Raw genomic sequence first — 13,390 nt, 5'->3', positions numbered from 1 at the left:
GTTTATAAGAACTCATCTCCACCGCCGCCGCCAATCATAATTTCACCGGCTTCTGAGAGGCGTCGAGCAATCGACAGAATTTCTTTCTGGGCAGTTTCAACTTCACTAACCTTGATTGGTCCCATGGCTTCAAGGTCATCTTTAAGCATTTCTGCGGCACGTTTAGACATGTTATTAAAGATCTTGTCTTTCAGTGAGTCGTCGGCACCTTTAAGTGCTTTTTGCAGCAACTCACCCGGAACATCACGCAACAAGGTTTGAATACCACGGTCGTCGATATCCACCAAGTTTTCGAATACAAACATGAGATCTTGAATTTGTTGCGCCATCTCTTCGTCGCTTTCGCGAATAGAGTCCATCAACATGCCTTCCATATTGGTATCTAAGAAGTTCATAATGTTTGCAGCAGCTTTCAGGCCGCCCATCTTGGCAGCTTGAGCACCAGCTTGACCAGCAAACTGTTTCTCCATGATTTCGTTCAATTCGGTTAGTGCCGCAGGCTGAACTTCTTCAAGATTGGCAATACGCATCATTAGGTCTAAGCGCACTTTATCTTGGAATTGCGACATAATCTCAGCAGATTGCTCAGCTTCTAAGTAAGACAAAACAATGGTTTGGATTTGCGGATGTTCGTTTTGAATGATGTTAGCTACCTGGCGAGCATCCATCCATTTCAAGGAATCAAGGCCTTTAGCGCCGCTACCCATGATGATTTGGTCAACTAGGCTAGACGCGCGATCTTCACCCAATGCTGCGGTTAAGGCATTACGTACGAAGTCTTGACTACCAATACCAATATTGGTGTATTTTTGGATGTCATCAATAAACAAGCGATGAACCGCAACCACTCGGTCGTGTGAAAAGTCTTCTAATGATGCCATTGCCATACCTAAACGCTGAACCTGCTTTGGCTCTAGGTGGCGGAAAATGGTAGCGGCATCGTCTTCATTGAGGCTCAGCATCAAAATCGCTGCGCGCTCAATACCACTCATATCACCGAGGACTTCCTCTGGATTTACTTCATCTTCATTTGGCATCGTTAATTACCCAATCTTTAATCACCATCGCCGCTAGGTCTGGCTCATTTGCTACTAGCGCTCGAACCGCTTTTAGCATGTCTTCATCTTTATGTAAGTCTGGCAGTTTAAGCTGACCATCGCGAATACCAAAGTCTACTTCGGTATTATCTGCCGAGATAAGCTGTAAATCATCGTCATTTTCGTAAGCGGCTAATGCTGCATCTAAATCAGTTTCGGCCTGCTCATCTTCTTCACCGCTAGATAGAATGCGATTCAGCATTGGGCGAACCACAGCAACAATCAATACAATTAATACCAGTACGCTGCCTGCTATTCGCATTGCTCGCCAGAACCACGCTTGCTCCCAAACCGGTAAATCAGCTTCGGTGAAAATTTCTGGGCGAGAAAACGGTACACTTACCACTTCTAAGGTATCGCCGCGGCTTAAGTTAAAACCTACACCGCCTTGCAATAAACGGCGGATGCTGGCTATTTGTTCAGCCGAGCGCGGCTCACGGGTTGTTTCGCCACTGTCAGAAACTTGACTGTTGTAATCCAAAGCCACCGATACACTCAAGCGTCTCAGGGTTCCCACTTGAGAGCGAGTATGGCTAATGGTGGTATCTAGCTCATAGTTACGGGTAGATTCTTTATGGCTGCTGCCTGATTGAACTTGATTGTTGGCAGCTCCCGCTTGCTCTGGAATTTCTGCTGGCAGTGGAGGTTGATTAGTTAACGCACCAGGGATGCCAATAGCGCCGGCACCAACGTTGTTATCTTCGATGGTGTATTCACTGCGCACAGCAGGCAAATCTGGGTTAAAGCGTTTTTGAGTTTGTTCAACGGCCGTAAAATCAAGCGTAACATCTACTTCAGCCGTGTAATTGCCCACGCCCACGATTGGGATCATGATGGCGTCAATTTTGTCTTTATATTCTTCTTCGCGCTTACGCTCCATCTCAAATTCTTTGCGAGTGCGTGAAGATAGCGGGTCTTGGCTACCCGAGTTTAATAAGCGACCATTTTGGTCGGTTACAGTAACACGAGTAGGCACTAAGCCTTGAACTGCGGAGGCTACAATATCGACGATGGAGTCAATTTCTTCCTGCTTAAGGCCATTTCCGCCACGCAAGTTAACCACCACGGTAGCAGACGGTTTTTGCTCACGGCGGGCAAATACGTTGCTTTTAGGAATGGCGAGCAGCACTTGCGCCTTGTTCACCGATTTCATTTGCTCGATGGCGGTAGCTAACTGGCGCTCGCGGCTAAGCTTTAGTCGCTCCCCTTCTAAGCGTTGGCTAACACCAAAGCCCATATCGTTTAGTAAAATTTGCTCACCAGCAGGCGCCGCTTCGGTAAGTCCAGAGCGGCGTAGTTTAAGTTTAATATCTTGATATTGCTCGGCATTCACTAACACAGTGTTGCCTTCAATAGTGTAAGGAATTTTTTGGGCGTCCAAGAAGTCGAGGGTCTCTACCAACTCGCTAGTATTCATATTACCCAGCGGGCGCATCTCGGGCTCTTTAGCCCACATCAATAGGAAGACAGCCATTGCCAAACAAATAGCCAAAGCCAAAATCATGATGATTTGACGCAGCACGTCACCGTTGCTTAAAAATGATAAGGCAGAGCTTTGCTGCTCGGTAGCCTCTAAGCTATCACCTTCGCTATCTGAACCTAGTAGTGCCGGTTCTTGACTCATTGCGTTACTTCCTTCGCTAGCCACAATATTCTCCTAGCCACATTAAACCGGCATGGACATGATTTCTTTATAAGCATCAACTAGCTTATTTCTTACTTGAACCGTTGCATCAAAAGCGATGCTAGATTTTTGAGCGGCAATCATTACATCACCAATGCCCACACTGCGGTCGCCTAAATCAAAGCGGGTTCGCAAGTCATTGGCATTAGATTGCAAGCCATTCACATTATTTATCGCGTCTTTTAGCAGGTTACCAAAATCGCTGTTTACCGAAGAGGTCGTTAACTGGCTGCTTGGCGTAGCAATGTCGTTGGCGATGCCGCCTGTTTTCATTTCACCAGCCATTGATTGCAGTTCGCTAAATAGGTTTGCCGAATCCACTCTCATGATTTCCCTCTACCGCCAGATAAATGGCATTATTCTTAAGATATACAGGGAAAAGCAAAAGCCGCGCCAAGATTAATTAACAACTAATCGAAGGTTCTCTTTTGTAGATGCTTTAGGCAGATAGTTCTTCACAAAATCCGCTTCTGGCTGAGGTCTCGCAAAGAAATAGCCTTGCGCTTGCTCACAACCCATTACCGAAGCAAGGTTGGCTTGAACTTGAGTTTCAATACCCTCTATGAGTACTTGATACTTCATACTGCGGGCGATCATCACCATCGCTTTAACAATGTGTTGATCCGATAAATTATCTTCTAAGCCACTGACAAAGGCGCGGTCAATTTTAAGTACCGTTACTGGCAAATGCTTAAGGTAAGCCATTGAAGAATAACCGGTACCAAAGTCGTCAATGGCAATACCAAAGCCTGCATCACGCATTCGCTGAATACTGGCTTTAGCTTCTGTTGGCTGTTCCATCATCGCCGACTCAGTGATCTCTATACAGATACGCTGTGGATTAACCTGCCACTGCTTGGCATAGTTAATCGCGATTTTCTCTGCATGACCCAGTGATACTGTGGCTGCAGAAAAGTTTACCGATAACTTAAAGCCTTCAGGTAGTTGGCTAGAGAAGCGCGCCATAAAGCGCATAGCATTTTGGAACACCCACTTATCTAGCTGCAGCACCAAACCGGTTTCTTCGGCAACGGGTACAAACTCATCGGGTGAGATGGCGCCGTCTTCGGTAAACCAACGCAACAATACTTCGGCACCAATTACTTTATTGGTTTTTAAACAGTATTGCGGCTGAAAGAATAAATCTAATTCGTTATTGCCAATAGCGCGACGCAACTTAGATTCCAAGGTGAGTTTTACCAAACCTGCTTGGCTTAAATCCGGTCGGTAACGGCAAACACTTACACCCGTTTTAACCGCGTGATTTAACGCGGTAAAGGTATTAGCTAACAGAGTATCGCTATGTAAGGCTTCGCGCCTTGGATGATAGCTGCAGTAACCCACATGACAGCGAGTCAGCAATTGAAGTTGTTCTAAACGCAACCAACCGCGACAGCTTTGCACAATTTGTTTAGCGATTTCGATGACTTCTTTGTCTTTATTCACATTTGGCACAACCACTACAAAGTAATGGTGATACCAGTAGGCTAATTGTGCTTCAGGGTAATGCTTACGTAGGCTTTTTTGTACGCGCTTGGCATAGGCTTCTTTAGTGACTTCGCCTAAGCGCTGACCGAAGTTTTCGAATACTTCGTTTTGCCTTGGGAAATCAAACATTAATACCGATAACGGGGTAGCATCGTCTAACCAGTTAGTTAGTAAGCGAGTGATATGGCGACGATTAGGCAAGCTAGTTACTTCATCATGGTTTTTCCAATAATCAAGTTGCTCGCGCAGTTGTAAGGTTTTGTTGTTGGCTTTTTTAAGGTGCTGCCTTACTAATACAAAGGCTGAGGCCACTATCGAAAGCAATAGCAATACGCCTAGAAGCCACCAGTAAGAAAACTGCCCTGTTTGGCCGCTATTGGCTGCATAAGCCTGCCAGCGTCGATAAGTCTGTTCGCTATAATCTGCCTCAAAAGACAGAATGCCGCGGTTCATTAAATCCACTAAAGGCTGCCAATCTTCACGAATAGCAAAGCGGTGCAGCATGCCATGTTCAAGCTGAAACGCTTGCTGTAAGCGCCATTGAGGATGGGCACGTAAGTTAGCGGCCACTTCATCGCTGCCCGCTAGCAAAGCAACACTTTGTTGCTCAACCACTGATTGCAAGGCTTCAACCAGGCTTGCATAGACGATGATTTTTACATCGGGATATTTGCTTAATAAGGCTTCGTGAGCACTACTCCCGGCAACCGTTGCTACGTTTTTCCCAGCTAATTGTTTCATATTAGCGAAGCGCGCTTGCTCTAGCGGATGAAATAACGCCAGTGGTTGAACCCAAGTGGTTAAGGTGTAATGAACAAAAGGACTAAGACGGCGGTGCGAACTGGCGCTGCTAAGCATGTCCACTTGGCCATGTTGTAAGGCCATTATCGCATCAGTGATATTAGGATAAGCGGTGTACTTGAGTTTTAAACGGGTTTGAAAAGCCAGCTGATTTAGCGCTTCTACCGCGTAGCCTTGAGGAGTACCAGCCTGATCAATAGTCTCCAGCGGCAAACGGTCTGCCACAACAGCAACCCTGATTTCTGGATTATCTTCGAGCCATTGATATTCACTCGCATTGACTATATAGGCGTTCGCGCCTAACGACCAACAACAACCTACCACTAGCAACGTTAAGAATCTAACGAGGCACAACCGCAAACTATTTAGCTCCTAAAAAAACGCTCTGACCTGGCATTCGTTGCACCAAGTTCATAGTCGTGACAGCATACCAAAAAGCTAAGAAAAATAGTTGACCTGAGTGCAACTTAATTCACTAAAACTTAGTTTATTAAGCTCTTGAGTCACAATTTTCAAGAAAGTAAGCAAAATCATATATTGAGCTAGCTCAATTTTGCCCAATCAACGACTGATATTGCTCACTCCAAAGCAGCGCTTGAAGATTTAACTGCTCTACTTGGGTGTAGTCCATGCGCAGTTGTTCAGCTAAACGCTCAGTTTTATACCAGTGCCCTTCCTCATAAGATTTAATGGTCAGTAACATGGCTCTCAACATCGACGGCTGCTCTGAACACAAGGCGTCACGAATGTCCTGATCGAGCGGTAAGCTATACAGAATATCTGTTAGAGGTTTATCTAAAATGGCATCAAGCAAGGAAAACAATCCACATAGAAATGCCGTTTCTTGCATGCTCGGCGATTTGCGCATCGCCACTAGTTCGCAGAACCTAGCCCGATGCACCGACATACGCACCAGCTCGCGCGGCTTGTGGCTTACAGTCATGGCATTGGCTAATAATGCCACTAACTTTCGCAACTGATTATTGCCGATATACACCACGGCTTGCTTAATTGACGCGATGTCTTCGACAATTGGCAAACTTCCAGAATTAACAAAACGCAGTAGCTTGTAGGTTAATCCCGTATCACGTTCAAAATAGCGTACTACTTCATTAATGTTTACGTCTTCACGAGTGGCGGCATAAAACAAACGGGATATCATCAAATAGCTAGCATCAATGTCTTTCGCCACTTGCATTTCAGGCTGACAAAAGTAGTAACCTTGAAAGAAGTTAAAGCCCATTTCTTTCGCTTGTTGATATTCCGCTTGGGTTTCTACCTTTTCGGCCAATAATTTGATGTTTTTACGCGATTTCACGGCCCTAAATAGCGGTTCTAGTTGATCAAACGGCGTACGCTGTATATCAACCTTTATAAGCCGAACAAACTTTAAGTAAGGCTCCCATTCAGGCCGATAAACGAAGTCGTCAAAAGCTAGCCTATAACCACGATGAAACAAGGACTGACAACGCTTATATAGCTTCTCGCTGGGTTTGACATCTTCTAAAATTTCTATCACTACCTGCTTATTGGGTAGCAACTTTATCATTTCAGAATGAAGGCTTTCTTCAGGGAAATTGATTAAGGCTGGTTTGCCTTGAGTGATCGCATTCAAGCCGTCATTTAGCTGAGTGCGGATAATCAGCTTGGAGGTCGCTTCATGTGGATCAATGTCGGGAAAGACATTGTCTGGTCCATCCCTAAAAAGTAGCTCATAGGCTACTACCCGCTGCCGGCGATCGAGGATCGCCTGCCGCGCAGTATAAACATTCATAGTCCAGTTACCGTTTCTGCCGTACTTTATGATGTGGCTTTTTGCCTTTATATTAATAAGCTCAAACTTTTTGCTTGAGCCAAAGTACGGACGTAAAAAAAGAGTCACAAAAGTGACTCTTTTAAGACTAACTAAGTTACCAACACATTTCGATAGTTTTATTCGCTAAGTTGCTGCAAGCGCTCAAAATAATCAGGAAATGTTTTAGAAGTACACTTTGGATCGTTAATTGTTACTGGTGTATCGCTTAAGGCAACCAAAGAAAAACACATTGCCATGCGGTGGTCGTCGTAGGTATCAATCGCTGCGTGCTTCAAACTCGCCGGTGGAGTCACTTCGATAAAGTCGTGCCCTTCAGTTACTGTTGCACCCACTTTTTTAAGCTCGGTGGCCATAGCAGCTAGTCGGTCGGTTTCTTTTACTCGCCAGTTATAAACATTGCGAATGGCGGTAGTGCCTTTGGCAAACAGTGCAGTGGTAGCTATAGTCATCGCTGCATCAGGAATATGGTTCATGTCCATATCTACTGCGCTTAGCTCACCGCTACGAGCGATAATGTAATCGTCGCCCCACTCTATATCGGCGCCCATTGCAGCCAATACATCAGCAAATAATACGTCGCCCTGCATAGACTTTTTGCCTACGCCAGTCACTTTTACTTCACCGCCTTTAATTGCACCAGCGGCAAGGAAGTAAGAAGCCGAAGACGCATCACCTTCAACTAAAAACTCGCCAGCTCCTTGATAGGTTTGCTGACCTTTAACGATAAAACGTTGGTAGTTATCGTTTTCAACTTCAACACCGAAGGCAGCCATCATCTTAAGAGTGATATCAATATAAGGCTTTGATACTAGCTCACCAACAATACTAATTTCTGTGTCTTGTTGGGCATACGGTGCAGCCATTAAAAAGGCCGTTAAGAACTGACTAGATACAGAACCGTCGATGTCGACCTTACCGCCAGCTAAGCCAGTGCCTTTAATACTTAAAGGAGGGTAGTTTTCATTCTTTAGGTAAGTGACGTCGGCTCCCACTTGGCGTAAGGCATCGACTAAGGCGCCAATTGGGCGCTCTTCCATGCGCGGTTCACCGGTTAAGGTAAACTCACCTTGGCTCAAACATAAGGCGGCACACAAAGGACGCATTGCCGTTCCAGCATTGCCTAAGAATAATTCTTCGGCTTGAGCGACCTTAAAAGCTCTGCCTAAACCAGTCACTGTGCAGCGACTACGATCTTCAGAAAGCTGATAATCTACACCAAGCTTTTTAAGTGCATTTAGCATGTGGCGAATATCGTCACTGTCGAGCAGGTTACTTAATACAGTTTCGCCTTCAGCCAGTGCTGCTAATAACAATGCACGATTTGATACGCTTTTTGAGCCAGGTAAATTAATTTCACCGTTGATACGAGAAATAGGCTGTAAAGTTAATTGTTCCATGAATCGAAATCTCTACTTAATTTGAGCCAATTAGCTGGCTTAAAGCTTTAATAAAAGTTTGGTTTTCTTGTTCGGTACCGATGCTTACACGCAGATAACCAGGCATCTGATATGGGCCCACCGGCCTAACTATCACGCCTTTATGGAGTAACTGCTGATAAAGCTCTTGAGCATCGCCACTTGGCGCTAAAAAGCTAATAAAATTCCCTTTTGAAGGAATATAGCTAATAGCATTTTGCTCAAAAAACTCGCTTAACAGCTGCAAACCTTGCTGATTCAACGCGATACTTTGCTTTAAATATTGCTGATCTTTTAGCGCAGCCACTGCCGCCACCAAGCTAAGGCTATTCACGTTAAACGGCTGACGTAAGCGGTTTAGTAAATCTGCAATCTCTGGGCTAGAAATAGCGTAACCAACTCGCAAGCCAGCTAAACCATAAGCCTTAGAAAAGGTGCGAGTAATCACTAGGTTGCTAAACTGCGCTAACCATCTTGTTGAAGGAGCCTGCTCGTCTTCAGACAAATACTCATAATAAGCCTCGTCTAAAACCACCACTACATTTTCTGGCACCTTTTGCATAAAGCCATATAGAGCATCACTGCTAAGAAAAGTACCTGTTGGGTTATTCGGATTAGCGATAAACACCAAACGAGTCTTATCAGTAATCGCTTCGGCCATGGCATCTAAATCGTGCCCCCAGTCTTTGGCTGGAACAACTACCGCTTTTGCGCCTATTGCTTGCGTCACAATTGGGTAAACAACAAAAGCATGTTGTGAGAACACCACTTCGTGCTCGTTGCTCACAAATACTCTAGCAATTAAGTCCAGTACATCATTTGAGCCATTGCCTAAGGTAAATTGCTCAGCAGCCAAACTGTATTTATCTGCTAGTGCTTGTTTTAAATAAAAGCCATTTGAATCTGGGTAACGAGTTAGTTCACTGGTAGCTTTTTCAATTGCGGCCAAGGCCAGTGGGCTCATGCCCAGAGGGTTTTCGTTAGAGGCGAGCTTAACAATGTTACTAATGCCCAACTCACGTTCTAGCTCGTCGGTTGGTTTACCTGCTTGATAAGGGTGTAAACCTTGTATACCTTGATTGGCTAAAGCATGAAAATCACACGTCATGAAAATTCCTTAGCGATTGCGCTGGGCAAAGTCAGCCATAAAGTCTACTAAGGCTTGCACGCCTTCAATTGGCATTGCATTGTAAATGCTTGCACGCATACCACCAACAATTCGGTGACCTTTTAAAGTCACCAATCCAGCGGCTGCAGACTCGGCTAAAAAGGCGGCATCCAGCTCGCTATTCGCTAACTGAAAAGGCACATTCATTTTAGAACGGTTTTCAGGAGCAACGTTATTCTGGTAGAAATCACTACTATCAATGTATGAGTAAAGTAACTCGGCTTTAGCTGCATTTTTCTCAGCCATTGCAGTTAATCCACCCTGTTGCTTTAACCATTTAAACACCAAGCCAGCTAAATACCATGAATAGGTAGGCGGGGTATTAAACATGGAATCACTGCCCGCTAATAAGCTGTAGTTGAAGATATTTGGTGTTAATGGGTGAGCGTTATCGAGTAAATCGTCACGCACAATAGCAATCGCTAAACCCGAAGGGCCAATATTCTTTTGCGCGCCAGCGTAAATTAAACCGAACTTACTCACATCAATAGGTTGCGACAAAATCGTTGAAGAGAAATCGCCGACTAATACCATGTCTCCCACATCGGGGATTTCATCAATGGCAATGCCCTCGATGGTTTCATTTGGGCAGTAATGAACATAAGCGGCATCTTTATCTAATTGCCACTCAGCGCTTGGCTTTACGCTGATTTGTCCTTGCTCATTGCCACTTAGCGCGTCAAATACACTCGCTTGGGCGTGCTTTTCACCCTCAGCGACTGCACCTTTAGACCACTGTCCAGTAGTGATAAAACTAATCGACTTTTTATCACCTAATAGGTTTAGCGGCGCCGCAGCAAATTGACCACGTCCACCACCTTGGCAAAACAGCACTTTGTAGTTATCTGGAATATTTAATAAATCGCGGAGATCTTGCTCGGCCTCGGCGGCCATAGCGATATATTCTTTACCACGGTGACTAACTTCCATCACCGATACACCTAGACCTTGCCAGTTACAAAACTCGGCTTGCGCCTGCTTCATTACCGCTTCAGGTAACATCGCAGGACCAGCACAAAAGTTATAGATTTTGTCCATGCTACATCTCTTACTCTATGTTGTGTGCGACCACTTAAGTGGTTCATATAATCTTTTTAAACTAAAACGAGCGGCTAAAAGCCGCCCGTTGTTTTTATATTTTTAGCTTACTGCTGATCGGGCTCTGCCTCACCAGCATCGTCTGCACTTGGTGCATCCTCGCTTGGTGCTGCATCACTTACCTCAGCCGCCTGCTCGCCTTCGGCTAGCTCTTCTAACTCGTCTTCTTCAATTTCATCGATACGCTGAAGGCCTACCACTTTCTCATCTTCAGAAGTACGGATTAAAGTAACACCTTGAGTATTACGACCCACTAGAGATACTTCATTTACTCGAGTACGCACCAAGGTGCCACCGTTGGTAATTAGCATCATTTCTTGCGCTTCGGTTACCTGAACCGCACCAACCACTAGGCCGTTACGCTCGCTCACCTTGATAGAAACAACACCTTTAGTTGCACGGCTCTTAGCTGGGTACTCATCAAGCTTGGTACGCTTACCGTAACCATTTTCTGTAGCGGTAAGAATATCACCGTCACCAGTTGGCACAATCAACGATACCACTTTCTGGCCAGCATCAAGTGAAATACCTCGAACACCAGCAGCGGTACGACCCATTGGACGCAATGCTAATAGCTCTTCGCCAGTTTCTGGGTCTAGCTTCACAGCGCCAGTTTCACTATCACGTTGCTTCTCGTTAAAGCGAACCACTTTACCTGCATCAGAGAACAGCATAATTTCGTTATTACCGTTGGTAATATCTACGCCAATTAGCTTGTCATCATCATTAAGGTTAATAGCACGAATACCGCTTGATAGCGGACGTTTAAATGCTGTTAGCGGTGTTTTCTTAACGGTACCGTTAGCGGTCGCAAACAAGATGAACTTGTCTTCTTCGTACTCACGTACCGGCAAGATAGCGGTGATGCGCTCATCTTCGGTCAACGGAAGTAAGTTAACAATTGGCTTACCACGTGCTTGGCGACTCGCCAGCGGCAGCTGGTAAACCTTCATCCAGTAAACCTTACCTACCGTTGAGAAACACAGTACGGTGTCGTGAGTATTGGCAACCAGCAATTTCTCGATGAAATCTTCATTCTTCATCTTAGTTGCTGCTTTACCTTTACCACCACGGCGCTGAGATTCGTACTCTGTCAACGGTTGGTACTTAACGTAGCCTTCGTGAGATAGGGTTACTACCACGTCTTCTTCGTTAATTAAGTCTTCTAGAGAAATATCAGCACTGTTGGCAGAAATCTCGGTGCGACGCTCATCACCAAACTGCTCACGCACTTCGATAAGTTCGTCACGAATTACTTCCATCAAACGCTCAGGGCTATTTAAAATGTGGAGTAATTCGGCGATAAGTTCCAACAGGTCTTTGTATTCGCCAATGATTTTTTCATGTTCTAGACCGGTTAACTTGTGTAAACGTAAGTCTAGAATTGCTTGAGCTTGAATTGGTGTGATGAAGTATTGGCCATCACGAATACCAAATTCAGCTTCTAACCAATCTGGGCGAGCCGCGTCATCACCAGCACGCTCTAACATTGCTGATACTGCGCCTAAATCCCAACCTTTAGCCACTAATGCAGCTTTTGCTTCAGCAGGCGTTGGTGAGGTTTTGATTAGCTCAATAATCTCATCGATGTTAGCTAGCGCAATGGCTAAGCCTTCAAGGATGTGGGCACGATCGCGCGCTTTGCGCAATTCAAATACGGTACGACGTGTAACCACTTCGCGGCGGTGGCGAATAAAACACTCGATCATTTCTTGCAGATTGAATATCTTAGGCTGGCCGTTATCCAAGGCCACCATATTCATACCAAAAGATACCTGCATTTGCGTTTGTGAGTACAAGTTGTTTAGTACAACTTCACCCACTGCATCACGCTTAAGCTCAACCACAATACGCATACCATCTTTATCAGACTCATCACGTAGAGCAGAAATACCTTCTAGCTTTTTATCTTTAACCAGCTCGGCCATCTTCTCGATTAAGCGAGCTTTGTTCACTTGGTAAGGGATTTCGTGAACAATAATGGTTTCTTTACCGTTTTTCTCGGTAACTACTTCGGCTTTAGCACGAATAGAAACTTTGCCACGACCAGTGCGGTAAGCTTGAATAACACCAGCACGGCCGTTAATGATACCGGCAGTAGGGAAATCTGGCGCAGGAATAAATTCCATCAGCTCATCAATAGTGATGTCTGGGTTTTCAATCATTGCCAAACAACCGTTAACCACTTCGGTTAAGTTGTGTGGTGGAATGTTGGTCGCCATACCTACCGCAATACCAGAAGAACCATTAACCAATAGGTTAGGAACTCGAGTTGGCAGTACTTCAGGGATTTGCTCTGTACCATCGTAGTTAGGTACGAAGTCTACGGTTTCTTTTTCTAAGTCAGCCAGTAAAGAGTGGGCTAACTTATCCATACGGATTTCGGTATAACGCATGGCCGCCGCAGAATCGCCGTCCACCGAACCAAAGTTACCTTGACCGTCTACCAACATGTAACGCAGCGAAAATGGCTGCGCCATGCGAACAATCGTATCGTAAACAGCACTATCACCATGTGGGTGATATTTACCAATTACGTCACCTACCACACGGGCAGATTTTTTATAGGGTTTATTCCAGTCGTTACCCAAAACATTCATTGCGTAAAGCACCCGGCGATGTACTGGTTTTAAACCATCACGTACATCTGGCAAGGCGCGCCCCACAATAACGCTCATGGCGTAATCAAGATATGAGCTCTTTAACTCATCCTCGATATTGACCGGCGTAATCTCTTTTGCAAGATCGCTCATAGACGACAAAATCCTTCGTTTTTATTGCTTTTTACAATTACTCAGCGTAATCGCAAACTTTACCATAAAA

The 13,390-nt window shown here is 45.0% G+C and carries 9 protein-coding genes; all 9 read right to left on the bottom strand.

Annotation, left to right across the window (positions count from 1 at the left end):
* Positions 1–2: 2 nt before the first annotated feature.
* Entirely contained in the window at positions 3–1,037 is a 1,035-nt protein-coding gene (gene fliG / locus OAG1_RS07705; RefSeq protein ID WP_040307146.1) for a flagellar motor switch protein FliG, read from the bottom strand.
* A complete protein-coding gene (fliF, locus tag OAG1_RS07700) occupies positions 1,027–2,721 on the bottom strand; it encodes a flagellar basal-body MS-ring/collar protein FliF (RefSeq protein ID WP_152781330.1) in 1,695 nt (564 codons plus the stop codon). The genes fliG and fliF overlap by 11 nt, the downstream gene beginning before the upstream one ends.
* A 42-nt stretch (positions 2,722–2,763) precedes the next feature.
* Positions 2,764–3,108: a flagellar hook-basal body complex protein FliE gene (gene fliE, locus OAG1_RS07695; RefSeq protein WP_152781332.1), complete on the bottom strand. Its 345-nt coding sequence runs from the start codon at positions 3,106–3,108 to the stop codon at positions 2,764–2,766.
* 72 nt (positions 3,109–3,180) lie between these two features.
* Entirely contained in the window at positions 3,181–5,394 is a 2,214-nt protein-coding gene (locus OAG1_RS07690; RefSeq protein WP_338626419.1) for an EAL domain-containing protein, read from the bottom strand.
* A gap of 223 nt (positions 5,395–5,617) precedes the next feature.
* Positions 5,618–6,844 carry an HDOD domain-containing protein gene (locus OAG1_RS07685; RefSeq protein WP_338625420.1) on the bottom strand — a complete coding sequence of 409 codons (1,227 nt, stop codon included), beginning with the start codon at positions 6,842–6,844 and terminating at the stop codon, positions 5,618–5,620.
* 158 nt (positions 6,845–7,002) lie between these two features.
* On the bottom strand, positions 7,003–8,283 hold the full coding sequence (aroA, locus tag OAG1_RS07680) for a 3-phosphoshikimate 1-carboxyvinyltransferase (RefSeq protein WP_152781338.1): 1,281 nt from the start codon (positions 8,281–8,283) through the stop codon (positions 7,003–7,005).
* A 16-nt stretch (positions 8,284–8,299) separates the two neighbouring features.
* Positions 8,300–9,409: a histidinol-phosphate transaminase gene (gene hisC, locus OAG1_RS07675; protein ID WP_338625417.1), complete on the bottom strand. Its 1,110-nt coding sequence runs from the start codon at positions 9,407–9,409 to the stop codon at positions 8,300–8,302.
* A gap of 9 nt (positions 9,410–9,418) precedes the next feature.
* Complete coding sequence (serC, locus tag OAG1_RS07670) at positions 9,419–10,507, bottom strand: 3-phosphoserine/phosphohydroxythreonine transaminase (protein ID WP_338625415.1); 1,089 nt, start codon at positions 10,505–10,507, stop codon at positions 9,419–9,421.
* Positions 10,508–10,614: 107 nt separating this feature from the next.
* Positions 10,615–13,320, bottom strand: a complete 2,706-nt coding sequence (gene gyrA / locus OAG1_RS07665) for a DNA topoisomerase (ATP-hydrolyzing) subunit A (protein WP_016401723.1) — start codon at positions 13,318–13,320, stop codon at positions 10,615–10,617.
* Positions 13,321–13,390: the final 70 nt, after the last annotated feature.

Origin of the sequence: Agarivorans sp. OAG1 (assembly GCF_037076485.1) — a bacterium.
Lineage (GTDB): Bacteria > Pseudomonadota > Gammaproteobacteria > Enterobacterales > Celerinatantimonadaceae > Agarivorans > Agarivorans albus.
This window is presented reverse-complemented; position numbering and strand designations above follow the sequence as displayed.

What these genes read in the sequence shown, in the direction of transcription:
- OAG1_RS07685 (WP_338625420.1), bottom strand. Translation starts at nt 6,844, where the DNA reads ATGAATGTTTATACTGCGCGGCAGGCGATCCTCGATCGCCGGCAGCGG.
- fliF (WP_152781330.1), bottom strand. Translation starts at nt 2,721, where the DNA reads ATGAGTCAAGAACCGGCACTACTAGGTTCAGATAGCGAAGGTGATAGC.
- hisC (WP_338625417.1), bottom strand. Translation starts at nt 9,409, where the DNA reads ATGACGTGTGATTTTCATGCTTTAGCCAATCAAGGTATACAAGGTTTA.
- gyrA (WP_016401723.1), bottom strand. Translation starts at nt 13,320, where the DNA reads ATGAGCGATCTTGCAAAAGAGATTACGCCGGTCAATATCGAGGATGAG.
- aroA (WP_152781338.1), bottom strand. Translation starts at nt 8,283, where the DNA reads ATGGAACAATTAACTTTACAGCCTATTTCTCGTATCAACGGTGAAATT.
- fliE (WP_152781332.1), bottom strand. Translation starts at nt 3,108, where the DNA reads ATGAGAGTGGATTCGGCAAACCTATTTAGCGAACTGCAATCAATGGCT.
- serC (WP_338625415.1), bottom strand. Translation starts at nt 10,507, where the DNA reads ATGGACAAAATCTATAACTTTTGTGCTGGTCCTGCGATGTTACCTGAA.
- fliG (WP_040307146.1), bottom strand. Translation starts at nt 1,037, where the DNA reads ATGCCAAATGAAGATGAAGTAAATCCAGAGGAAGTCCTCGGTGATATG.